Below are 21,743 nucleotides of genomic sequence, written 5' to 3'. Positions count from 1 at the left end.
TTTTTACCCACAGCCGAATTGACCCAGAGCAGGCCTGAATTCATATAGAACACATGCATAAAGCGCTTCAGTTTCACCCCGACGCCGGGATCAAAGCCCTGATTTTTGATTGTGACGGTACTTTGGCCGACACCTTCCCCGCTCATTACCGCGCTTTTAAAGAGGCGCTTGAGATTTACAATATAAATTTTGAAACCGGTTTTTACGGCGCCAGACTGGGCTTGTCGCGGTATCAACTCGTGACTGAATTAGAAGCTCATTACAAAATGCGTCTGGATGATGCTTATATCGCCAAACGCACCGCCGAATTGTTCCTGACGCACATTGACTCTGTTCGGCCGATTACAGTTACAACCGAACTCGTCCACCGCTTTCATGGCACATATCCGCTGGGCGTCGCATCCGGTGGCCAGAGGTCTATGGTGACAGCCTCCCTTAAGGCCATAGGACTGTTAGACCGGTTCGAAACCGTCGTCACCATAGAGGATACGGGCAAGGGCAAACCCCATCCCGACCTATACCTGGCCGCTGCCGAAAACCTCAAAATCCGCCCGGAACATATTCAGGCCTTCGAAGATACTGACGAAGGCATAGAGGCCGCCCGAAGCGCCACAATGAAGGTCATCGATATCAGACCCTATTACCAGCCAGACCCCACAACCTGGTGATCAGGGGAAAAGCCGCGCCTTATCCCAGCTATCCGAGACTGTCTGACGATTAAACTGAACACGTTCATGCAGACGAAAGGGCTTATCGCGCCAGAACTCCATGGTCAAAGGCGCCACGCGGTAGCCGGTCCAGTGCGGTGGCCGTGGAATGGGCCCGACACCAAACTTCAGCGTCAGTTCCGCAACTCGTTTTTCGAGCGCAAACCGATCCGCCATAGGGCGGGATTGGTCCGACGCCCAGGCACCAATCTGAGACGCCCGCGCCCGACTGTGGAAATAGGCGTCAGCTTCGGCATCCGATACGCGGCTAACCAGCCCGCGAATCCGCACCTGTCGGCGTAGGGATTTCCAGTGAAACAGCAAGGCTGCCTTGCCCGCCTGATCAAGCTGCTGCCCCTTGGCGCTATGGGTGTTGGTGTAGAAAACAAAACCTTGGGCGTCAAAATCTTTGAGCAGCACCATGCGCACGTCCGGCAAGCCATCTTCATCAACGGTTGCGACCGCTACGGCGTTGGGATCGTTCGGTTCCTTTTTACCCGCTTCTTTGAGCCACTCGGCAAACAGATCAAAGGGCTCGGCCACATTGAGATCGATCTCAACCGCATTGGCTTCGTGGGCGGCTTTATATTCGTCTTCCGTAGGACTATGTGGAATCAGCTCAGATGCCATGACCATCTCCATTACATATAGCTAACGGTGCATTAACCGCATTTTGACGCTTTTGGTGTGTCTTAGACCCGTTGCCTAAAACTGGCTAATCCAAATTTAGTGGCTCTTTTCAGAATGAACAGAACCGATGCGCTCAAAATTCTGGGGCTTTGCGATCCCATCGATGAGGCCCGCATCAAAGCGGCGTTTCGCGGTCGTGTAAAAGATGTTCACCCGGATATCAATCCGACATCGGATGCTCTGCTGCGCCTGATGATCATGGCGCGCGACATATTGCTTCAGCAGTCTGCGCCCGCATCAGTCGCCCACCATAGCCCCGCTATAACAGATTTAGTTATCACACCCCATCAAGCTATCCATGGTGGTGAGATCGTTTGCGAAATTCCGGTTACCCTTGACATCATCGAACAGGATCAGACCGTTCAGTCCCTAAGCCACCTGCGGCACGTATCCTTATGCCTGCCCAAAGGCCTGCGACACGATGAGGTTTTAGAACTTAAGGATGGCCAATTGTGTCCGGCTCAGAGTCAGCCCGCCCATACACATAACTTTCAAATTAAAATCATTCTGGATGAGCGCATTACTATCGCCGGTAATGACATATGGATGACGGTTGATGTCACGCCTGATATTTTGAAAAATGGCGGTCAAACTATGGTTGAAACGCCGGACGGCACGCGGTCCATAACCCTTCAAGGCCCGGTTAAGAGCGGCTCCAGTCTAAAACTGGCAGGTGCGGGACTTCCCGCCAGAGCGGATTTCAAAGCCGGAGACCTGCATTTACGGCTCACCGAAAAAGAGGTTCCGGGCTTTAATGCGGCCAACCTTTTGACCCGTTTCAACGCGCAGTGGGGTTAACCCTCACGATTAAAATTTGCACGTCAAATCAATCTGGTTTAAGCGAAAGCCACCTTATCGTGCCACCTTTATCGTGAGCCCCGGATACCATGTCGCACAATAGCTTTGGCCACCTTTACCGTGTCACTACCTGGGGCGAAAGCCATGGTCCGGCCTTGGGCTGTGTCATCGACGGATGCCCTCCCGGCGTCTCACTCACCGAGGCTGACCTGCAATGGGCACTGGATCGACGCAAACCCGGCGGGTCGCGCTTTGTGACCCAGCGTCGCGAAGCTGACGAAGCCAAAATCCTGTCAGGCGTGTTTGAAGGCAAGACTACAGGCACACCGATTTCGATCATGATCGAAAACACTGATCAGCGCTCAAAAGATTATGGCGACATCGCTAAGCAGTTCCGGCCCGGTCATGCTGATTATACCTATTTTGCCAAATACGGCATCCGCGACTACCGTGGCGGCGGCCGGTCGTCAGCCCGCGAAACCGCCGCCCGCGTTGCCGCTGGTGCGGTTGCCCTTAAGGTCTTGCAAACTCAATTTGCTGACATAAAAATCCGCGCCGCTCTGGTGCAGTTGGGCGTCCATAAGATCAACCGCGACCAGTGGGACTGGGCTCAGGTCGATCAAAACCCGTTCTTTTCCCCCGATCCCTCAACGGTCAAAGCGTTCGAGGATTACCTCGATGACATCCGTAAAGCTGGCTCCAGCATCGGCGCGGTGGTCGAAGTTCAGGCCGAGGGCGTACCCGCCGGCTGGGGCGCACCTATTTACGGCAAACTCGACTCCGATCTGGCGGCCAATCTGATGTCAATCAACGCCGTCAAAGGGGTGGAAATCGGCGAAGGCTTTAACGCAGCCACGCTTTCGGGCGAAGACAATGCTGATGAGATGCGTATCCATGACGGGCAGCCGGAGTTTCTATCCAACCACGCGGGCGGCATACTGGGCGGCATATCTTCGGGTCAGACCATCATTGCCCGCATAGCCCTTAAGCCGACCTCCTCGATCCTGACCGAACGCAAATCAATCGACATAGACGGGCATGAGGTCGATATCCGCACCAAGGGCCGCCACGACCCCTGCGTCGGCATCCGCGCCGTGCCGGTGGCCGAGGCCATGATGGCCTGTACACTGCTGGATGCCTGGCTTCGGCACCGCGGGCAAACCGGCGGTGGTGTTTTTAGCGTTGGCTAGAGTTGCATATTTTGCAACACGGCATACGAAATTGCATGTCTTTTAGGGACGAACGATATCGCTATATTGGTGACAACTTCAATCGATGAAGGGCTCCAAAGCCCTTAAGGAGATTACCATGATACAGCACCGCCCCTTTGAAAAACTCTTTCAAGAAAACCACGGCTGGCTCGATACGCGCCATCACTTTTCATTCGCAAGCTATCATGATCCGAATAATATGGGTTGGGGGTCAATCCGTGTCTGGAATGATGATGTCATTGATTCCAAATCAGGTTTCCCGCCTCATCCCCATAGTGATATGGAAATCATCACCTATGTCCGAAAGGGCGCTATTACCCATCAGGACAATCTTGGCAACACCGGCCGCACCGAAGCTGGCGATGTGCAAGTAATGTCGGCCGGCACGGGTATTCGTCATGCGGAGTACAATCTGGAGCCGGAAACCACTGAGATTTTCCAGATCTGGGTCATGCCGGATAAACGCGGCATTGCCCCGCGCTGGGGTGCCAAGCCGTTCCCCAAAGGCGACCGGTCGGGTAAGTTCGTAACTCTGGCGTCTGGTTTTGACACTGATACCGATACGTTGAAAATTCAAACCCCAGCCCGCTTGCTGGGGGCCACCCTGCTCAAAGGTCAAACCGAAACCTACGCGACCGAAGCCGGGCGACATATCTATCTGGTATTGGCACACGGACGTGTTAAGTTAAACGGACTTGAACTTGGCCCGCGTGATGGCGCTGCAATCAAGGATGAAGCCATTCTTACGATTGAAGCTCTGGAGGATGCGGAAATCCTTTTGATGGACGCTCAATGATAGAACTTGGGATTAAACCAGTCCTGAAACCTGCGGGTTTCATTCTCTTAGTTGGCACAGCCCTGTCGCTTCAGGGCTGTGTCGCCGTTGCGGTAACGGGCGCTGTGGTCGGCACGGCGGTAGGGGTTACGGGCGCTGCCGTCAAAACCACCGGCGCGGTCGTTGGTGCCGCTATCCCTGATGGCGACGACGAGAAAAAAGACAAAAAGAAAAAAGACAAAGACGAGGATTAGGCCATGCAGCATATGGGTTACTTAGCCATCGCACTCATATGTTTGACCGCCTGCTCGCCCGCCAGTACCGACACCGCGCCTGCGGAAGACAATTCCGAACCGGCCTCAGCACCCGCTAAGGTCAGCGCGCTGCCGGCCCATAGCCTTAATGGCGTCGACCTTGATCAGCCATTGACCCTTCTCGGTACCGAACCGTTTTGGAGCGTCACAGCCTCCCCTTCGGGTATTGTTTTTAAACGTCCCGATGAAGCCGACATCACTCTATCCGCCGCCCCCTTCACGGCCATGGCGGACACGGCCGAACTGCGCCATGATGAACTGACGATGACCTTGACCGCAACAACCTGCTCGGATGGCATGAGCGACCGCGCCTACCCTTTGACCGCTCAGGTCACCTATAAGGGCAAGATCATGCAGGGTTGTGCGGCACCAACGTCTGACCTGCAAGCAGATCGGCCTTAAAAACTACCTGATACCCGTCATTTTATGGGTTTGAAGGCTAAGCCGCCACTGGGGATGTTTCAGACAGTACTCGATCACAGCCTGCGTATTGGCCATTTGCTCAGTCTTATCGGCCCCAAGATTATCCTTGGGTTGCAGGTAAAAGCGCTCAAAATCTAACCCCGAAAAATCTTCCGGATCGACGCCCGCCTGCGGGTAAACCAGTTTCAGTTCCTGCCCTGACGTTTGCTTCAGGGCATTTTGCGCCTTGGGACTTATGCACAGCCAGTCGATGCCAGTTGGTGCGGCGATCGTACCGTTAGATTCCACCGCAATAAAATATCCTGCGGATTTTACAGCCGAAATCAAGGCCGCATCCATTTGCAGCAGCGGCTCCCCGCCCGTGAAAACCACGGACTTCTCCAACCGTGGCAAATCCCCCCAAAACCGGTCCAGCGCCTCGACAACATCAGCCGCGGTTGTAAATTTACCGCCGCCCTCGCCATCAGTACCTATGAAATCGGTATCGCAAAAATTGCACAACGCCTTATGGCGATCCTCTTCACGGCCGCTCCACAGGTTGCAGCCAGCAAAGCGCGCAAACACCGCCACCCGCCCAGCCTGACCGCCCTCGCCCTGTAGCGTCAGGAATATTTCCTTGAAACTATACATGTTCGCCGGATCGCCATTGCTCAAAGCCCGTCGCCCGCAATTCACACGCTGGACAGGTGCCGCAACCATAGCCCCAAGCGTGACGCTCACCACGCTCCCCCAGATAGCAGGTATGAGTTTCTTCCAGCACCAGATCGACAAGAACATCCCCGCCCAGATCATGCGTCATGGCCCAGGTCTGCGCCTTGGTGAGGTACATCAGCGGCGTATCAATCCGGTAAGGCCGCTCAATCCCAAGGTTGAGCACATTTTCCATAGCCTCCAGCGTATCCTTGCGGCAATCCGGATAACCTGAAAAATCCGTCTCACACATGCCCCCGACCAGATGGTCAATCCCGCGTCGGTCCGCCACAGCGGCGGCATAGACAAAGAACACCAGATTGCGTCCCGGTACGAATGAATTGGGCAAGCCGCGCGCAGACATCTTGATTTCCTGTACCCGCGTCAGCGATGATTCCGCCACGGCTCCGAAGCCTTTCAGGTCGACCACATGGTCTTCCCCCAAACGACTGGCCGCCGGGAAAACATCACGGATTTTATTAAGAACATTCAGCCGGGTCGTCATTTCGATGTCGTGACGCTGCCCGTAATCGAAACCGATCGTCTCAACCCGCTCGAAATGAGTGAGCGCCCACGCCAGACAGGCCGTTGAGTCCTGACCGCCGGAAAACAGGACTAAGGCCGATTGATCAGCGGCAATGCTTTCCAGTTCCTGAGACATACCCTTTTTACCTTCATGGATACATATGACACGATCGGCCTTTAACAGCCGCCAGATCGGGTTTGGCAAGTCTTTTTATCAAATCAAGCGCGCTTATGTTTGACCTTAACGTCAACATCGCTCAGAATTCATATAAACGCCTATTGGCTCATTCCAGGTCAGCCCATGCCCCCACAGGAAGATCAACCCTCATCATTTTCAGATATGTTCGCCAGCATAGTGGATAGCACGCCCTATATGCGGGCTTTGGGCGCTTATTATGCTGGTAAATCGTCCGATGGGGTCAGTATGGGCCTGCCCTATCGTGCTGATCTCATCGGTGATCCCGAATCGGGCGTTCTGGCCGGTGGTGCCTTAACGGCCATACTGGATCATGGCTGCGGCATGGCCGTCTGGGACAGCCTCAATGAATTTAAACCCATAGCCACGCTGGACCTGCGCATCGACTACATGCGTTCAGCCAAACCGGGTAAGGATATGATCGTAACCGCTAAGTGCTACAAACTGACGCGCACCATGGGGTTCGTGCGCGCCTTTGCCTATGATGAGACCATAGATGATCCGGTGGCCGCCGCTCAGGCTGCCTTTGTCATCACGTCTAACTCCCCTAATGGGCAGAGATCATGAGCCATCGCGAACTGCCTGAAAACATACTGGAACAGATACCTTTCGCCCGATTTTTAGGCGTTAAGATGGAACTGGCCGGAAACGAGCTGACGCTAAAACTGCCCTATGAAGATCGGCTGATTGGCAATCCTGTTTTACCCGCCCTGCACGGCGGTGTGATTGGTGCCTTCATGGAAATTACGGCAATGGCGCAACTGGCGTTCAGCGAAAACTTCACGCACATGCCAAAGCCCATCAATGTCAGCGTGCAGTATCTGCGCAGCGGCAAGGCTATGGATACGTTTGCCCGTGCGCGACTGAACCGGGTGGGCCGCACCATTGCCAATGTCGACGTCATTGCCTGGCAAGACAATAAGGAGATGCCTATCGCCACTCTGCAAAGTCATTTTTTATTAAAGGGGTAAATCACGCCTGAATATGGCGCTTATGCCCAGAATCGGGATGAACTTAGCCATTCGTGAAGGGGGACACGATGCCGGAAACTTTTTCAGCACGTTTAGGAACGATTATCATCTTGGCGGTATGCTGTCTGGCGATTGGTTTTGGCTCAAACAAAGAGCGAACCGGAGGCGCCATATATCTTCCGGCTTGCGGTCTGGTTCTGGTCACACAGCAGTTTTTTCCTGCGGGATTAAGTTACACGCTCATCACACTGGACGTTATATGTCTGATAGCCTTTATAATGTTGTCCTGGAAATCTGCGCACCCCTGGCCCGTCTGGGCCTGCTTTTGCCAGGCCATCATCGTGACCCTGCATATCGCCTACGCCAACCCATCGGCACCAGCCAATTCCGCGGCCAGTCAATGGGCTTATTACACCGTCAGGGCCGCTTCGGGGTACGGTGTGCTTACGGCCTTACTGATAGGAACTTTGTCCGCCATTCGCATCAAAATCGCGATTAAGAGACAAAATTCCCATATTTAGGTTGACATTCCTAACCTCAAAACTAAAATCGGCATATTGAGGTTACCGATGTCATTGTCACACGCACATATCTGGGCGGCCATTGACGCCCTCGCCGAAAGGATGATGACAACACCCTCTGGCCTTGCGCGCATGGCCGGTCTTGACCCAACCAGCTTCAATAAATCCAAACGCCTGTCGACCGAGCAACCGCCGCGACCGCGCTGGCCATCTACCGAGAGCCTGTCGAAGCTCCTGAGCGCCACAGGTATTAAGTTCTCGGAATTTGCGCTATTGGCCGAAGGGCGCTCCAAAGGTCAGGGCATCCCGCTCATTGGCATGGCACAGGCCGGAAGCGACGGCCTGTTTGATGATCTGGGCTACCCCTTGGGTCAGGGCTGGGATGAAATCAATTTTCCAGAAGACCACACCGGCCTTTATGCGCTCGAAATCTCAGGCGATTCCATGCTGCCGCTATATCGTGACGGGGATCGTATTCTGGTCGACCCTCATGCCGGTTCATCCTTGCGGCGCGGCGACCGGGTCGTCGTGAAAACCATTGAGGGCGAAGTTATGGCCAAGGAACTGGTCAGAGAAACCAGCCTGTCCGTAGAACTCCGCTCCCTGAACCCAAGCTTCCCCAACCGGACGATCGAGCGATCCCAAATCATCTGGATCGCCCGCATCGTCTGGGCCAGCCAGTAAGGGGGGAGCGCTCAAATAGCAAGGCGGTAGCGCAAAAATATGCCTTAACCCTGAACCTGGGGCCCGCGGACACGACGCAAACACCCTGCCTCTATACCAACTCGCCGTTAATGCCCTGATCCAGCAAGGCGATGGTGCGCTCTAACCCGAAAATAGCGACAAACGACCCAAAGCGCGGCCCTTGGGATTGCCCCAAAAGTACTTCATACAACGCCTGAAACCATGCCCGCAAAGGCTCGAATTCGTGCGCTTTTCCGACTTCGAAGACGAGGCCTTGAATGATCTCCGCGTCGCGAGTTTCAGGATCAAGGGCCGCAAACCGCGCCCGCAAATCCTTCAAGGCCGCCAGCTCTTTTTCATCCGGCAAACGGAAAGTTTTGGCTGGCTTTACGAAGTCCTCAAAATAGTTGAGCGCATAGCCCGCCAGACGATCCAGCAACGGCTCAGATTCCGGTGTCGCACCGGGGATATAGGCCCGCAGGAACCCCCACAGCGTTTCCTTGTCTGACGCATTGGCCGCCGACACCAGATTGAGCATCAGCCCAAAGGTCACCGGCATGGCCTTTTGCGGCACTTCACGGCGATGAACAAACCAGACCGGATTTTCAATCTGCTTTTCGGCCTCTTGCTTTGGGTAGGCTTCTAGCTGCTGCAAATACTCGTCCGTCGCGCGTGGAATGACGTCAAAATAAAGCTTCTTGGCCGACTTGGGCGACTGGAACATGTAATAGGCCAGAGATTCCGGCGCGCCATAACGCAACCAGTCTTCCATGGTCAGACCGTTGCCTTTGGACTTGGAAATCTTCTGGCCGGCCTCATCCAAAAACAGTTCGTAATTGAACCCTTCGGGCGGCACACCGTCCAGAACCTTGCATATCTGCGATGAGACCTTAACCGAGTCGATCAGGTCTTTACCGGCCATTTCGTAGTCGACCCCAAGAGCAGCCCAGCGCATGGCCCAGTCGGGCTTCCACTGCATTTTGACATGGCCGCCGGTGACCGGAATTTCAAACCGCTCACCATCTTCTTCAAACACAATCGTACCCTTGGACACATTGCGCTCTAAGGTTGGCACTTGCAGCACATTGCCGGTCTTAGGCGACACAGGCAGGAAACAGCTATAGGTCGCCCGACGATCAGGGCCAAGCGTCGGCAGCATGACCGCCTGAATCCGGTCAAAACGCTCCAGCGCCAGCAGCAGCTTTTCGTCGAACATCCCGCCTTTATAGCAGTCGGTTGAGGACATAAACTCGTACTCAAAACCGAAGCCGTCAAGGAAGGCGCGCAAACGGGCATTGTTATGCGCCCCAAAGCTGGGGTGAGTGCCGAACGGATCACGCACCACGGTCAGGGGCTTATTGAGGTCTTCGCGCAAAATCTCAGGGTTCGGGATACCGTCCGGCACCTTACGCAGGCCATCCATATCGTCTGAGAATGCAATCAGCCGCGTGTGCCATGCGCCATCGGTCAGGGCTTCAAAGGCCTGACGCACCATGGTCGTGCGCGCCACTTCGCCAAAGGTGCCAATATGCGGCAACCCCGATGGCCCGTAACCCGTTTCAAATATGACCGCACGCCCCAAGCCCTCATAGGCTTTGAGGGCTTCATCGGTTTTACCCGCCTGAATGAGTTCCAGCGCCCGTTTCTGATCCCCGGCATCCTTCAGACGCATCTTAAGAACACGCATCAGGGTGGCCCTGGCTTGTTCAAAGGGCCATGCGCGGCCCGCGTGTGCGAGGATCGATAACGGTTGGGACATAATCTTAAGTTTATTCCATAAACAAAAACGGGTCTTGGCTTTAAGCCGCCCGCACACAGGCGTCAAATACTAATGACGCAATCCCGTTTGCCCCGCCATTGACCCGGCGGCAACAAAGCTTTGTGATCATCTTGACGGCTCTGAAAAATGGGCATACATCTTGACGTTAACGTCAATGTAAACAAAAGACCGATGGAAACGCCGCATACCCTTGATACCGGTGAAAAGCCCCGCACCTATTCCATTCGCCAGTTGTCGAAGGAATTTGATGTCACCGCCCGCGCCCTTAGATTTTATGAGGACAAAGGCCTGATCTCGCCTGAGCGCAAAGGCCAGACCCGCATATATTCCGCGCGTGACCGGGCCCGCCTTCAGCTCATCCTGCGCGGCAAGAGACTGGGCTTTTCCCTTGTTGAAATTCATGAAATTCTCGATCTCTACACGCCCAAGGATCGCGGCGCCCAGCAGATCAGAGCGACCCTTTCCAAATATCGCACCCAGATCGAAAACCTCAAGCGCCAGCGCGAAGATCTGGAAGGCGCCATTCACGATATGCAAAACGGCTGTGCGTGGATGGAAGATGAATTGAAAAAACTCGAAAACAAATAACTCCGCGGCCGACACAAGGTCCGCGCTACGACAGGCAGGCGATCATGGCTTACACAGCACCCGTACGCGACTATCAGTTTCTGTTCGATAAGGTCTTCAAAATTGATGGCCTCACTAATCTGGCGGGATTTGGGGACGCCAGCCTTGATACCGTTATGCAAATCCTCGATGAGGCGGCCAAGTTCGCGCAGGATGTGATTGCCCCGCTCAATGGCCCCGGCGATAAACAAGGCTGCGTCCTCAATGCCGATCACAGCGTCACTGCCCCTGATGGCTATAAGGAAGCTTATCAGGCCCTGATCGAAGCCGGCTGGACATCGCTTTCCGGATCGCCCGACTATGGCGGTCAAGGCTTGCCCCATTTCGTCAACATGGCTTTTTCGGAGTTTCTTACGGGCGCCAGTTCGGCCTTTGCCATGTATCCCGGCCTGACCGAAGGTGCTATTGCCGCCCTTACCGCCGGTGGCACGGACGCGCAGAAAGCCCTTTACCTGCCCAAGTTGATCTCCGGCGAATGGTCAGGCACCATGAACCTGACCGAACCCCATTGCGGCACGGATCTGGGCCTTTTGCGCACGAAGGCCAAGGACAAGGGCGATGGCTCCTACGCCATCACCGGCCAGAAAATCTGGATCAGCGCCGGTGAACATGATTTCACGGGTAATATTTGCCATCTGGTATTGGCCCGCGCCGAAGGCGCCCCCGAAGGCGTCAAGGGTATCTCGCTGTTTCTGGTGCCCAAGTTTATCCCCGATGCGGACGGCAATCCGGGTGAACGCAATAGCCTGCACTGCGCCGGGTTAGAGCATAAGATGGGCATTCACGGTAACTCGACCTGCGTGATGGTCTATGAAGAGGCGACGGGCTGGTTGCTTGGCAACCTGCATGAGGGCCTGAAAATCATGTTCTACATGATGAACAACGCCCGTTTAGGCGTGGGCCTGCAGGGGCTGGCTATCGGTCATGCATCTTACGTCGCCGCCGCTGAATTCGCCAAGGATCGTCTGCAAGGCCGCGCCCTGACCGGGCCGAAATCGCCGGACAAACCGGCTGACAGCATATTGGTTCACCCGGATGTGCGGCGGATGCTGCTGGAAAGCCGCAGTATTCTTGAATCGGGTCGCGCCTTTATCGCCTGGGTGGCTTTGCAGGCTGATCTGGCTCACGCCGCCGAGGATGAAAAAACCCGTGAAAAAGCCAGCGACTACATGGCACTACTCACACCGGTGGTTAAGGGCTATCTGACCGAAAAAGGCCTGAAGGTTACGCAAGATTCCATGCAGGTACACGGCGGGTCCGGCTTTACGGAGCACTTCCCGGCCTCACAATATATGCGCGATGTCCGCATCACCCTGATCTACGAAGGCACCAACGGTATTCAGGCGCTTGATCTGGTCGGACGCAAACTGCCGTCCAAAGGCGGACGCTCTATAATGAGTTTCTTTGCCGAAATCGACGCCTATGTCGCCGAGCATGAAAACGGCCCAAAAACCGGCAAAGCCCCCGAATTTGTCACCGCCCTGAAAACCACCAAGGCTAAGCTACAGGACGCCACCATGTGGCTGATGCAAAACGGCATGACCAATCCTGATAAAGCCGCGGCCGCCTCAATGGATTATCTGTGCCTGTTCGGCCTGACCTGCCTCAACTACATGTGGGCCATGATGGCTGAGGCCGCCCAAATAGAGATCGATGCGGGCTCTGATGATCCCTATTATGACACCAAACTCAAGGTCGGACGTGTCTTCCTTGAGCGCGTCTTGCCCGAAGCCGATTCGCATCTGTTGAAACTGAAAAGCGGTTCAGAGGCCCTGATGGCCTTGGCTGATGATCAGTTTTAGCCGATTTAGGGACATTTACGCATCACAAACCCGTAAACCGGGTATCACCACCTGAAAAAAGGGTTAACAAACCCGAACACCCTGCGTTAACTATTGCAACGCACGAAATAGTCCCGCCTTAAGCGGCTATAGGGTGTTTTTCAGGAGGGCATTATGAAGTTACCGGTTAAAACCGGCGTTGGTGTATGTGTGGCTTTATGTCTTGGGGCATCAACGCACGCGCTGGCTCAGACCGCAGCGGATGCTCGTCAGTTTCTGGCGTCGCCTGAATACCGGTTGCATAATAACCCTTCGATTACCTACGACGATGTTCTGGTCAAAAAAGCGCGCACCCTGATCAGTCAGCGCCAGTATAAGGCTGCGCTGAAGATCGTTGATGAACTCGATACTTTTGATGGCTTTGATACGGCCCGTATCAACTATGTGCCTGATATCGCGATCCTGGCCTTAGCGTCTGACAATGTTGATCAGTATAATTTTTTCCGCATTCTGGCATTGGATGCCGCCCGCGTCTCCACCAGCAAAACGGTGTGTAAGCAGGACCCGTACTACCATCTGCAATCGGAAACTGACGTCGCGTTTGAACGTCCCGAAGACATCACGACGCGCATCTGCTCCAGCAGCCTGACCGCCAATAAGATTGTCTCTCTGACGCCTGAGTTTGAAGCCAAGATGGCCTTTATAACGCAAACGCCGTCAGGTCCGCGCCCCTATATCGCCGAAGCCTCACCGGCACCTACGGAAGCCACCGGCCCGCAAATCATGGTGATGTCCGTCACCGCTCTGGAGCCCGCGCCACAGCCAACTCAGAAAGCCACGGCTGAGGCGTCCACCAGCCCTGAAGTAGTCGCCCTGCCTGCGGCACCACAACCCTACACCGTGCTTTATACAGCGCCAGCCATGGATACGCCCCCGACTAACGAAGCCAACCCTAAGCGGAAAACGCAGTGGGTTATTCCAGCTAAAGACGGTGAAGCCGAAAAGCCCTATCGGCCACGATAATATTACCCATAAACAGTAAAAGGCCGCTCTTGATAGAGCGGCCTTTTAAAATGGTCGGAGCGACAGGATTCGAACCTGCGACCCCTTGACCCCCAGTCAAGTGCGCTACCAGGCTGCGCCACGCTCCGAAGACTGCGGCTTATAGAGAGACAAACCCGATACCGCAATCCCTTTAATAACAATTTCTGTGGGTGCGGAATTATTTCCCCAGCACAGCCGCAAGACCCGCCTTCGCCGCCTCAAGCCCTGCTAAAACCCGGCTTAGCTCGGCGCGCGACGCCTCGGTCAGCAGGCCTTGCGCATGCATTTCGTGCCCGACAGGGCCTGCCGACGAAACAGCACCTGATTCAGTTTCGGAGTGATCCACCGGATAATCGGCGAAATCGTCGCCAGCCGCGGCCAGAATCGCTTTTTGCCCTTGATCCTTATAGAGCTTTTGCACCCCACGAATGGTGTAACCCCGATCATGCAGCAGCGCCTTAATACCTTGAAGCAGCACTATATCCTGTGGACGATAGAACCGACGGCCACCGGCACGTTTGGTCGGGCGCACAAAGGTAAACTTCGTCTCCCAAAACCGCAGAACATGCTGCTGCACCCCAAGGGCGTCAGCCGTCTCAGAGATGGTGCGAAATGCGTGAGGGCCTTTAGTCGTCGACACTGTGGCTTATTTCCCCGACAGGGCTTTCGCGGCCCCGGCGTCCACACGCGCCTTCATGATTTGCGATGCCCGAAAGCTGATCACCCGGCGCGGATCGATAGGTGCCGATTTGCCAGTCTTTGGGTTACGCCCAACGCGCGCATTTTTGTCGCGAACCTGAAACACGCCAAAGCCGGACAATTTGACGGTTTCGCCCTTTTCAAGAGACTCAATCACCAGATCGAGTGTGCGTTCAACTATCGAAGCACATTCCTGACGCGGAAGGCCAAGTTCGTTATGTACGTCTTCAAAAAGTTCTGCGCGTGTCAGAGTTTGATTTTTCATGCGTTTAAATCCCGCCAGAGGGTGAGCATAGAGCGAACCCGAATGTCAGTCGATAACCATAAAGGCTCAAGACCTTACATTACGCAAATTCTGCATGCCGTCAAAGGCTTATAAAGGACGGATGATCAAAAACATGAGAGAAGCACGATTTTACCGGTCTCAGAGCCGGATCGCCGCCGCCGCCCACGTCAATCCACCGCCCAAGGCCTCGATCAGCACCAGATCACCGGGCTTCACGCGGCCATCGCGTACACCTTCCCACCACGCCAGCGGAATAGACGCGGCTGAGGTATTGGCATGGGTGGCCACCGTCGAAATCACCTTATGCTCATCAAGACCAAGCCGATCCGCCACGCCCTTGAGGATGCGCTGATTGGCCTGATGGGGGATGAACCAGTCAATTTCGGCTATGGAGATATTCGATTTTTGAACCGCAGATTCTACGGCCTGAGAGATTTTATGGACCGCGTGCTTAAAGACCTGATTGCCCTGCATACGGATCTTGCCCGCCCGGAAGTCAGAATCGAAAACCCCGCCATCGACATATAGCAAATCCGTTTTCGTACCGTCGCATTGCAAATCGAAGCCCAAAATTCCGCGATCCTGCGGCGTCCCCTCGCCTTCGACCGGCTCCAGTATCACCGCGCCAGCACCATCTCCAAACAGAATACAGGTGCCACGATCGGTATAGTCAATAATACGGCTCATGACTTCGGCACCGATGACCAGCGCACACTTAGACAGGCCACGCGCCACAAAACCATCGGCGACACTTAAGGCGTAGACAAATCCAGAACATACGGCCTGCACGTCAAATGCCGCCCCTGCAGGCACGCCTAGTTTACGCTGAACCACCGATGCCGTTGATGGAAATGTCATGTCGGGTGTCGTGGTCGCAACGATGATCAGGTCAATCTGATCCGCAGACCTACCCGCAGCTTCTAACGCGACCTTCGCCGCTTCGACGGCCAGATCGCTGGTGACCTGATTCTCGGCAGCCTTATGGCGCTGGGTAATGCCGGTACGCTCACGTATCCACGCATCGGACGTATCAACCATGCGGGCGAAATCGTTATTGGTCAGGATATGTTCCGGCAGATAGCCGCCAACGCCAGTGACGGCCGTTCTCAAAATACGCATATTCACGAAACTTTTGTCCCTTCAACCGCCAGACCGGCTTCCGGTGCGACGACCTTGTGTTTGCCCGTTGCCGACGCTGGGTCGGGTACAGGTGGCATGGCCTCAGACAGATGAGCCAGAGCCGTCTTGATATCATCTTCATAGGATGAGGCCGCCAAAGACACAGCAACGCTTACCGCATTTGAAAATGCCCAGGCCTCCGCCCCGCCATGGCTTTTGATCACGATCCCTTTCAGGCCCAGCAACGGCCCGCCGTTGGATGCGCCCGGATCGACCCGCTTGGCCATGACCTTAAGTGCGGATGATGCCAGCAGCGCCCCAAACATGGCAAAAGGTGATGACTTAAACGCATCCCGTAACAGGCTTTTGATAAACCGCGCCGCACCTTCGGCGGTTTTCAGAGCAATATTGCCGGTAAAGCCGTCAGTTACGACCACATCAACCTTACCGCTAAACAGGTCATCGCCTTCGACAAAGCCATAATAGTTCAGACCAAAACCGCCTTCACGCAAAAGGCGGTGGGCTTCGCGTACCTCTTCGTGGCCCTTCACGTCTTCTGAGCCGACGTTGAGAATGCCAATTTTCGGGTTTTGCACGCCTCGAACCGCCCGGTGAAAGGCCGCACCCATGATGGCAAACTCAATAAGCTGGTGCGCGTCAGAGGTGACATTGGCCCCGACATCCAGAACCGTGCCCATGCCGCCGCTGTTGGGCCACCCGCAGGCAATGGCGGGACGCTCCAAATCTTCGGCCACCATCTTTAGAATCATGCGCGACATGGCCATCAGGGCACCGGTATTACCGGCCGAGACTATGGCGCGCGCCTCTTTGGTTTTAACCGAGGTGATGGCGTTAAACAGGCTCGTGCCTTTGCGACGGATAGCCTGAGCGGGCTTTTCATCCATGGCAATGGATTGGTCCGTGTGAACGATGGTGGCCACGGCCTTAAGCTCAGGGTGACGCTCCAACTCAGGTCGGATTTGCGCTTCATCGCCGTGCAGCAGAAAGTGGAGATTATGCGTTCCAGCTTCGCGTTTCAGGGCTTGTGCCACCCCCGGAACCGTGACACGCGGGCCATGATCCCCCCCCATCGCGTCAATGGCAATGACCAGTTTCTCGTTTGAGGTGGTCGCTATTGTGTCAGACTTGCTTGTCAAAGGACCAGAGACCCCATCAGTATGGTGCGAACACGCATATGCGCGTTCAAAAATCGGTGCAAACTAGCGTGCATACAAAACTATGCAAGCGCAACTTCACTCATCAGATTCGCTTAATCGAACTTGAGGCGCGACAAGGCGGCAAAAGGCGAGGGTTCGGCCTCGACTTCAGGCTCTTCAAATACCGCGCCCGGCTTGCGGGCAAACGGATCATAAGCTTCACCCAGCGCCTCAATGATATAAAGTCCGAGGTCTATACGGCCATTTCCGATAAGATCAGGCTCATCCAGATCATCGGCGGACAATTCCTGCTCGCCGGTTGCCTGCGCAGACTTGGAATAGGTTTCAGCCTTGACACAATCGACCTCAAGTCTGGACGAAATCGCATGAGTAAAGGGCTCAAGCGTCGCCCCGCACTCCTGCGTCACCTCACCGGACAGCTCGACACGGATGTGCACAGTTTCGGTCTGGTCATGTGATGGCTTACCATGCGTGTGCGCATTGACCGTAAGGCTGATCAGCTCAATCATACCGAAAGCCGCCTGTATGCGGGCCCGCCGCGCTTCATCAGCCTCAAGACTAAGATCTAACCCTGCGAATGCCTTGTCAAAGGCAACCGGGTGGCTCCATAAAAGATCATCATTTTCAGGGTGGACATCCGCCATATTCATACTCCACGCACCTGGCTTATTGGAAATCATCCCCAGGGTTTATACAGGTTCGTTATTCGTCTCAGCTTAAGTATGGTCAGCTTAAGGCTGGCCACACACTTTTACCATGCAACAGGTCTGATAACGACAGGGTTTTTCGAGCCCTATCGACATATTCGGCCAAATCTTCAGCCTTTGCAGCAGGAGCCGTGCCCGCGACCGCCTCATCATCCGCATAGACTGTACGTAAAATATAATCAGTCATGTGCTCCAAAGAAGCCCCCGACTCTAGCAGATCATCCCACCCCTTGATGCGGGCATAAACAACCTTGCCCAATGCCTTCATCTTTTTAGCCACGCTAAGGTCACCGACGCCCTGCTCGCGCATGGTATCATCAAGTCCGCGCAGCAGAGAATCAAACAGCGCCTGAGCGGTTTCTTTAGCCTGTTCATGGTGGGGATCGGATACAGGCAGCTTCAGTGTTTGCAAAGCTAGAATCACATGCAGGCACAACAGCTCAAACCGGGCGCTGATTTCGTCCTTAACGCCGTATTCAACATAAAAAGGCACCTGCCTTGATTGCGACACACATTGCCCATACAGAATCTGACCGACGACGACGGCAGGCCGGGGCTTGAAATTTGCGAACACTGCCAAAAGTTTTTGCAACATGAGTATGGTTTGCCGTAAGATTTCGATATAAGGACTGGTGGTCGAAAGACCTAAACTTTAAGCGCCGCAAGGTCAAACAGGTTCAACACGGGTATCCATGATTACGTTCAAACGCCTCATTCCTTTTGTTGCCCTTGCCGGAATTATGGCCGGTACATTGACGGCCTGCGCGCCTACGATATCCCGTCAGGGGTATCTGGTGTCCGATGTTGACCCCTCTAAGGACATCAAGGTCGGCGAAGATACCCAAACCTCAGTGCGCACTAAACTGGGGTCGCCATCTCTGACAGCATCGTTTGAACCCGGCATCTGGTACTATATCGACCAGACCTCGCGCAAAATGACCTACAAAAAGTCGGAAGTGACCAACCGTAAGGTAACGGTTATTGAATTCGACAAATCCTCGCAGGTCGTCAAGGAAGTCAAAACCCTGACGCTGGCTGATGGACGCGCCGTCGATTTCAATCAGGCCAAGACCCCTACCCGTGGCCGCGAACTGACGGCGCTTGAGCAAATCCTCGGCAACGTCGGTCGTCAGACCATTACGAACGAGGAAGATTCCAATCCCGGCGGTCAGCGTCGTCGCGAATAGGTCGCGTTTCCGCCTGAAACGGGTCTGCTTCCGACGAATAGGCAATAAAAACAACTTACAAGCAATCCAGCTTTACGTCCTCAACGTATGAGAACATAGCTGTGCGCCTTATTGTTGCGTACCGAGTAGGAGGCCGCATAGATGGCGCGATTGACTGAGATGCCGGAAACCCACGATTGTGTGGCATTGCGAGACCTGCTTGACCGACTGGGCGATCGCTGGAGCCTCCATATAATCCTGACACTCAAAGATCGTCCCAAACGCTTCAGCGAGCTTAAGCGCGAAGTCGAGGGGATATCTCAACGTATGCTGTCACTAGTGCTGCGCGCCCTGGAACGCGATGGCTTTATCGTCCACAACAGTCACCGCCATGGCTTTGCCGATTACGAACTTACGCCATTAGGCCTGTCGCTGATCCAGCCCGTGAATACGTTATGGGCCTGGGCTATCAATACGCGCAACGAAGTCCTGAACGCGCGCAAGCGTTTCGATAATGTTGCCGAGGACCAGCCGACTGAATCAGCCAAGTAAAAAAGGCCCCGCCAAAGCGGAGCCTTTTCAATTTCAGCCTGCGTGCGCCAAAACCGCCAGCATGAGCAAGGCCACAATATTGGTGATCTTGATCATCGGGTTAATGGCCGGGCCGGACGTATCCTTATAAGGGTCACCGACCGTATCGCCGGTTACCGATGCCTTATGGGCCTCGGAGCCCTTGAAATGCTTCACACCGTCCTTATCTGTAAAGCCATCTTCAAACGATTTCTTAGCATTGTCCCAGGCACCGCCGCCCGACGTCATCGAAATGGCCACAAATATGCCCGTAACGATAACCCCAAGCAGCATGGCACCTAACGCTTCGAAAGCCGGAACCGCTCCACCGATGTGATAAACCACGAAGAACAGGACGATCGGCGACAACACCGGCAGAAGCGACGGGATCACCATTTCCCGAATCGCGGCCTTGGTCAGCATATCCACGGCCCGGCCGTAGTCGGGCTTAACCGTGCCCTGCATGATGCCCGGATTTTCCCTGAACTGACGCCGCACCTCTTCTACGACGCTTTGCGCCGCACGACCGACCGCCGTCATGCCCATACCAGCAAACAGGTACGGCAAAAGCCCACCGATCAGCAAACCGATCACCACCCAGGGACTGGACAGAGAGAATGTCAGTTCACCAAGCCCTTCAAAGAATGATCCCGGCGCCGCATTGGCGCTGAAATATTGCAGATCGGACGTGTAAGCCGCAAAGAGAACCAGCGCCCCCAACCCGGCTGAGCCGATAGCATAGCCCTTGGTGACAGCCTTGGTCGTATTGCCAACCGCATCCAGAGCATCGGTCGTGTGGCGCACATCCTTATCAAGCCCTGCCATCTCCGCGATTCCGCCCGCATTATCCGTGACCGGCCCAAAGGCATCGAGCGCCACGATCATGCCCGCTAAGGCCAGCATAGTGGTCGTGGCAATGGCAATGCCGAACAGTCCGGCCAGCAGATAACAACTGATAATCCCAAAGACGATGATGAGCGCCGGTATCGCCGTTGATTCCATCGACACCGCCAGCCCCTGAATGACATTGGTGCCATGCCCGGTGACCGAAGCCTGAGCAATGGACACCACAGGCCGCTTACCGGTGCCGGTATAATACTCTGTCACCACAATGAAACCCGCCGTAACCGCAAGCCCAACAAGCCCGCAATAAAATAGCGTCATTCCGGTAAAGGCTTGAGGGGCGCCTGCATAATTAATGGGCGTATCAAAGCCGATAAAATAATGCACAACCGCGGCCAGTGCCGCTACCGACAGCACGCCGGTCACGATCAAGCCCTTATAAAGGGCATTCATAATATTGTTGTCTTTGCCTAATTTCACAAAGAAGGTTCCGGCAATCGACGTCAGTATACAGGCCCCGCAGATGACCAGCGGAAGCACCATCATGCGATCAACCCACGGCGTACCCGCAAAGAATATGGCCGCCAGCACCATCGTTGCCACGACGGTAACGGCATAGGTTTCAAACAGATCCGCCGCCATACCCGCGCAGTCGCCGACATTATCGCCAACATTATCCGCAATGGTGGCCGGATTTCTGGGGTCATCTTCGGGAATACCGGCCTCGACCTTACCGACCATATCACCGCCGACATCCGCGCCCTTGGTGAAGATGCCACCGCCCAGCCGCGCAAAGATCGAAATCAGCGACGCCCCAAATCCAAGGGCGACCAGAGCATCGATGACATCGCGACTGGTGCCGTCAAGCCCGATACCAAGGGTCAACACGGCATAGTATCCGGTCACCGCCAAAAGGGCACCGCCCGCCACGAACAGTCCCGTAATAGCCCCGGCACTAAAGGCCAGATCGAGCCCCTTTTGCAGGCTTTGCGACGCAGCCTGAGCGGTGCGGACATTGGCGCGCACCGATATTAACATGCCAGCAAAGCCTGCCGCACCGGACAGAACCGCACCAACCAGAAACCCTATGGCCGCCAGATCGCTTAAAAACACCCACGCCAAAACAAAAATGACCACGCCGACTAAGGCAATGGTCGTATATTGACGCTTGAGATAGGCCTGAGCCCCTTCCTGAATGGCGGCCGCGATAGCCCTCATCGCGGGCGATCCCTGATCGGCTTTCATCAGCCCAAAGGTCTGCACCACACCGAACAGCAACGCCACAACACCTGTTGCCAGCACCAGACCAATAGTGGCGCCTATGTCTGGCCCAGCCACGCTTACCAACTCTGTTGTCATTGATAACCCCTGTATTGCACTTGTTTTAATTATGAGCGGCAAACGGATCGGGATTCGCTTGCCTTTATTGGCATTTGAT

26 protein-coding genes and 1 tRNA gene are annotated in these 21,743 nt (G+C 54.9%); 15 read left to right on the top strand and 12 right to left on the bottom strand.

Annotated features, from left to right (window positions below):
• Positions 1 to 53: 53 nt before the first annotated feature.
• Positions 54 to 668, top strand: coding sequence for an HAD family hydrolase (locus tag IE102_RS14720; protein WP_189487993.1), 615 nt, complete (start codon positions 54 to 56; stop codon positions 666 to 668).
• Here IE102_RS14720 and pdxH read toward each other — a convergent pair whose 3' ends face one another.
• Entirely contained in the window at positions 669 to 1,337 is a 669-nt protein-coding gene (pdxH, locus tag IE102_RS14715; protein ID WP_189487991.1) for a pyridoxamine 5'-phosphate oxidase, read from the bottom strand.
• A 114-nt stretch (positions 1,338 to 1,451) separates the two neighbouring features.
• Here pdxH and IE102_RS14710 point away from each other — a divergent pair, with 114 nt between their 5' ends.
• The 5 genes from IE102_RS14710 (at position 1,452) to IE102_RS14690 (ending at position 4,897) form a co-directional block, all read left to right on the top strand.
• Positions 1,452 to 2,195, top strand: a complete 744-nt coding sequence (locus IE102_RS14710; protein WP_189487989.1) for a DnaJ C-terminal domain-containing protein — start codon at positions 1,452 to 1,454, stop codon at positions 2,193 to 2,195.
• 89 nt (positions 2,196 to 2,284) lie between these two features.
• Positions 2,285 to 3,385 (top strand): chorismate synthase, encoded by a 1,101-nt coding sequence (aroC, locus tag IE102_RS14705; protein ID WP_189487986.1) that lies wholly within the window; start codon positions 2,285 to 2,287, stop codon positions 3,383 to 3,385.
• Between the two features lie 118 nt (positions 3,386 to 3,503).
• Positions 3,504 to 4,202 (top strand): pirin family protein, encoded by a 699-nt coding sequence (locus IE102_RS14700; protein WP_189487978.1) that lies wholly within the window; start codon positions 3,504 to 3,506, stop codon positions 4,200 to 4,202.
• Positions 4,199 to 4,435: an NF038104 family lipoprotein gene (locus tag IE102_RS14695; protein WP_189487976.1), complete on the top strand. Its 237-nt coding sequence runs from the start codon at positions 4,199 to 4,201 to the stop codon at positions 4,433 to 4,435. Before IE102_RS14700 ends, IE102_RS14695 begins: the two co-directional genes overlap by 4 nt.
• 3 nt (positions 4,436 to 4,438) lie before the next feature.
• Positions 4,439 to 4,897: a COG3650 family protein gene (locus IE102_RS14690; protein ID WP_189487974.1), complete on the top strand. Its 459-nt coding sequence runs from the start codon at positions 4,439 to 4,441 to the stop codon at positions 4,895 to 4,897.
• A gap of 3 nt (positions 4,898 to 4,900) precedes the next feature.
• Here IE102_RS14690 and queE read toward each other — a convergent pair whose 3' ends face one another.
• Both queE and queC read right to left on the bottom strand, forming a co-directional pair.
• On the bottom strand, positions 4,901 to 5,548 hold the full coding sequence (queE, locus tag IE102_RS14685; RefSeq protein ID WP_189488064.1) for a 7-carboxy-7-deazaguanine synthase: 648 nt from the start codon (positions 5,546 to 5,548) through the stop codon (positions 4,901 to 4,903).
• The gene (gene queC / locus IE102_RS14680) at positions 5,541 to 6,269 is read right to left on the bottom strand and encodes a 7-cyano-7-deazaguanine synthase QueC (protein WP_189487972.1); all 729 of its coding nucleotides are present in this window, start codon (positions 6,267 to 6,269) and stop codon (positions 5,541 to 5,543) included. The genes queE and queC overlap by 8 nt, the downstream gene beginning before the upstream one ends.
• Positions 6,270 to 6,434: 165 nt before the next feature.
• Here queC and IE102_RS14675 point away from each other — a divergent pair, with 165 nt between their 5' ends.
• The 4 genes from IE102_RS14675 to IE102_RS14660 all read left to right on the top strand — a co-directional run bounded on the left by IE102_RS14675 (position 6,435) and on the right by IE102_RS14660 (position 8,505).
• Positions 6,435 to 6,896, top strand: coding sequence for a PaaI family thioesterase (locus IE102_RS14675; protein WP_189487957.1), 462 nt, complete (start codon positions 6,435 to 6,437; stop codon positions 6,894 to 6,896).
• Positions 6,893 to 7,300, top strand: coding sequence for a PaaI family thioesterase (locus IE102_RS14670; protein WP_189487954.1), 408 nt, complete (start codon positions 6,893 to 6,895; stop codon positions 7,298 to 7,300). The genes IE102_RS14675 and IE102_RS14670 overlap by 4 nt, the downstream gene beginning before the upstream one ends.
• Positions 7,301 to 7,368: 68 nt before the next feature.
• The gene (locus tag IE102_RS14665) at positions 7,369 to 7,821 is read left to right on the top strand and encodes a hypothetical protein (protein ID WP_189487952.1); all 453 of its coding nucleotides are present in this window, start codon (positions 7,369 to 7,371) and stop codon (positions 7,819 to 7,821) included.
• A gap of 48 nt (positions 7,822 to 7,869) precedes the next feature.
• Positions 7,870 to 8,505, top strand: a complete 636-nt coding sequence (locus tag IE102_RS14660; protein WP_189487950.1) for a S24 family peptidase — start codon at positions 7,870 to 7,872, stop codon at positions 8,503 to 8,505.
• 91 nt (positions 8,506 to 8,596) lie between these two features.
• On the opposite strand, the gene IE102_RS14655 is transcribed toward IE102_RS14660, so the two are convergent.
• A complete protein-coding gene (locus IE102_RS14655; protein ID WP_189487949.1) occupies positions 8,597 to 10,264 on the bottom strand; it encodes a lysine--tRNA ligase in 1,668 nt (555 codons plus the stop codon).
• Between the two features lie 147 nt (positions 10,265 to 10,411).
• On the opposite strand from IE102_RS14655, the gene IE102_RS14650 reads away from it, so the two are divergent.
• From IE102_RS14650 to IE102_RS14640, 3 genes are all read left to right on the top strand, one after another.
• Positions 10,412 to 10,873: a MerR family transcriptional regulator gene (locus tag IE102_RS14650; RefSeq protein ID WP_308429935.1), complete on the top strand. Its 462-nt coding sequence runs from the start codon at positions 10,412 to 10,414 to the stop codon at positions 10,871 to 10,873.
• Between the two features lie 44 nt (positions 10,874 to 10,917).
• On the top strand, positions 10,918 to 12,714 hold the full coding sequence (locus tag IE102_RS14645) for an acyl-CoA dehydrogenase C-terminal domain-containing protein (RefSeq protein ID WP_189487948.1): 1,797 nt from the start codon (positions 10,918 to 10,920) through the stop codon (positions 12,712 to 12,714).
• A 153-nt stretch (positions 12,715 to 12,867) separates the two neighbouring features.
• Positions 12,868 to 13,716 (top strand): hypothetical protein, encoded by an 849-nt coding sequence (locus tag IE102_RS14640; protein WP_189487947.1) that lies wholly within the window; start codon positions 12,868 to 12,870, stop codon positions 13,714 to 13,716.
• A 51-nt stretch (positions 13,717 to 13,767) separates the two neighbouring features.
• Here IE102_RS14640 and IE102_RS14635 read toward each other — a convergent pair.
• The 7 genes from IE102_RS14635 to IE102_RS14605 all read right to left on the bottom strand — a co-directional run bounded on the left by IE102_RS14635 (position 13,768) and on the right by IE102_RS14605 (position 18,321).
• Positions 13,768 to 13,844, bottom strand: a tRNA-Pro gene (locus tag IE102_RS14635).
• A gap of 71 nt (positions 13,845 to 13,915) precedes the next feature.
• Complete coding sequence (locus IE102_RS14630; RefSeq protein WP_189487945.1) at positions 13,916 to 14,377, bottom strand: MerR family transcriptional regulator; 462 nt, start codon at positions 14,375 to 14,377, stop codon at positions 13,916 to 13,918.
• A gap of 6 nt (positions 14,378 to 14,383) precedes the next feature.
• Complete coding sequence (locus tag IE102_RS14625) at positions 14,384 to 14,701, bottom strand: integration host factor subunit alpha (RefSeq protein ID WP_189487943.1); 318 nt, start codon at positions 14,699 to 14,701, stop codon at positions 14,384 to 14,386.
• Between the two features lie 159 nt (positions 14,702 to 14,860).
• Positions 14,861 to 15,841, bottom strand: a complete 981-nt coding sequence (locus IE102_RS14620; protein ID WP_189487942.1) for a beta-ketoacyl-ACP synthase III — start codon at positions 15,839 to 15,841, stop codon at positions 14,861 to 14,863.
• A 2-nt stretch (positions 15,842 to 15,843) separates the two neighbouring features.
• Positions 15,844 to 16,998 carry a phosphate acyltransferase PlsX gene (gene plsX / locus IE102_RS14615; protein ID WP_373295610.1) on the bottom strand — a complete coding sequence of 385 codons (1,155 nt, stop codon included), beginning with the start codon at positions 16,996 to 16,998 and terminating at the stop codon, positions 15,844 to 15,846.
• 113 nt (positions 16,999 to 17,111) lie between these two features.
• On the bottom strand, positions 17,112 to 17,663 hold the full coding sequence (locus IE102_RS14610; RefSeq protein WP_189487940.1) for a YceD family protein: 552 nt from the start codon (positions 17,661 to 17,663) through the stop codon (positions 17,112 to 17,114).
• A gap of 82 nt (positions 17,664 to 17,745) precedes the next feature.
• Positions 17,746 to 18,321, bottom strand: coding sequence for a ubiquinol-cytochrome C chaperone family protein (locus tag IE102_RS14605; RefSeq protein WP_189487938.1), 576 nt, complete (start codon positions 18,319 to 18,321; stop codon positions 17,746 to 17,748).
• Between the two features lie 97 nt (positions 18,322 to 18,418).
• Here IE102_RS14605 and IE102_RS14600 point away from each other — a divergent pair, with 97 nt between their 5' ends.
• Positions 18,419 to 18,913: an outer membrane protein assembly factor BamE gene (locus IE102_RS14600; protein WP_189487936.1), complete on the top strand. Its 495-nt coding sequence runs from the start codon at positions 18,419 to 18,421 to the stop codon at positions 18,911 to 18,913.
• 141 nt (positions 18,914 to 19,054) lie between these two features.
• On the top strand, positions 19,055 to 19,444 hold the full coding sequence (locus IE102_RS14595) for a winged helix-turn-helix transcriptional regulator (protein ID WP_189487934.1): 390 nt from the start codon (positions 19,055 to 19,057) through the stop codon (positions 19,442 to 19,444).
• A gap of 33 nt (positions 19,445 to 19,477) precedes the next feature.
• On the opposite strand, the gene IE102_RS14590 is transcribed toward IE102_RS14595, so the two are convergent.
• Entirely contained in the window at positions 19,478 to 21,664 is a 2,187-nt protein-coding gene (locus IE102_RS14590; RefSeq protein ID WP_229807785.1) for a sodium-translocating pyrophosphatase, read from the bottom strand.
• Positions 21,665 to 21,743 lie beyond the last annotated feature (79 nt).

The sequence above is a fragment of the Asticcacaulis endophyticus genome, assembly GCF_014652575.1.
Taxonomy (GTDB): Bacteria; Pseudomonadota; Alphaproteobacteria; order Caulobacterales; family Caulobacteraceae; genus Asticcacaulis; species Asticcacaulis endophyticus.
This window is presented reverse-complemented; position numbering and strand designations above follow the sequence as displayed.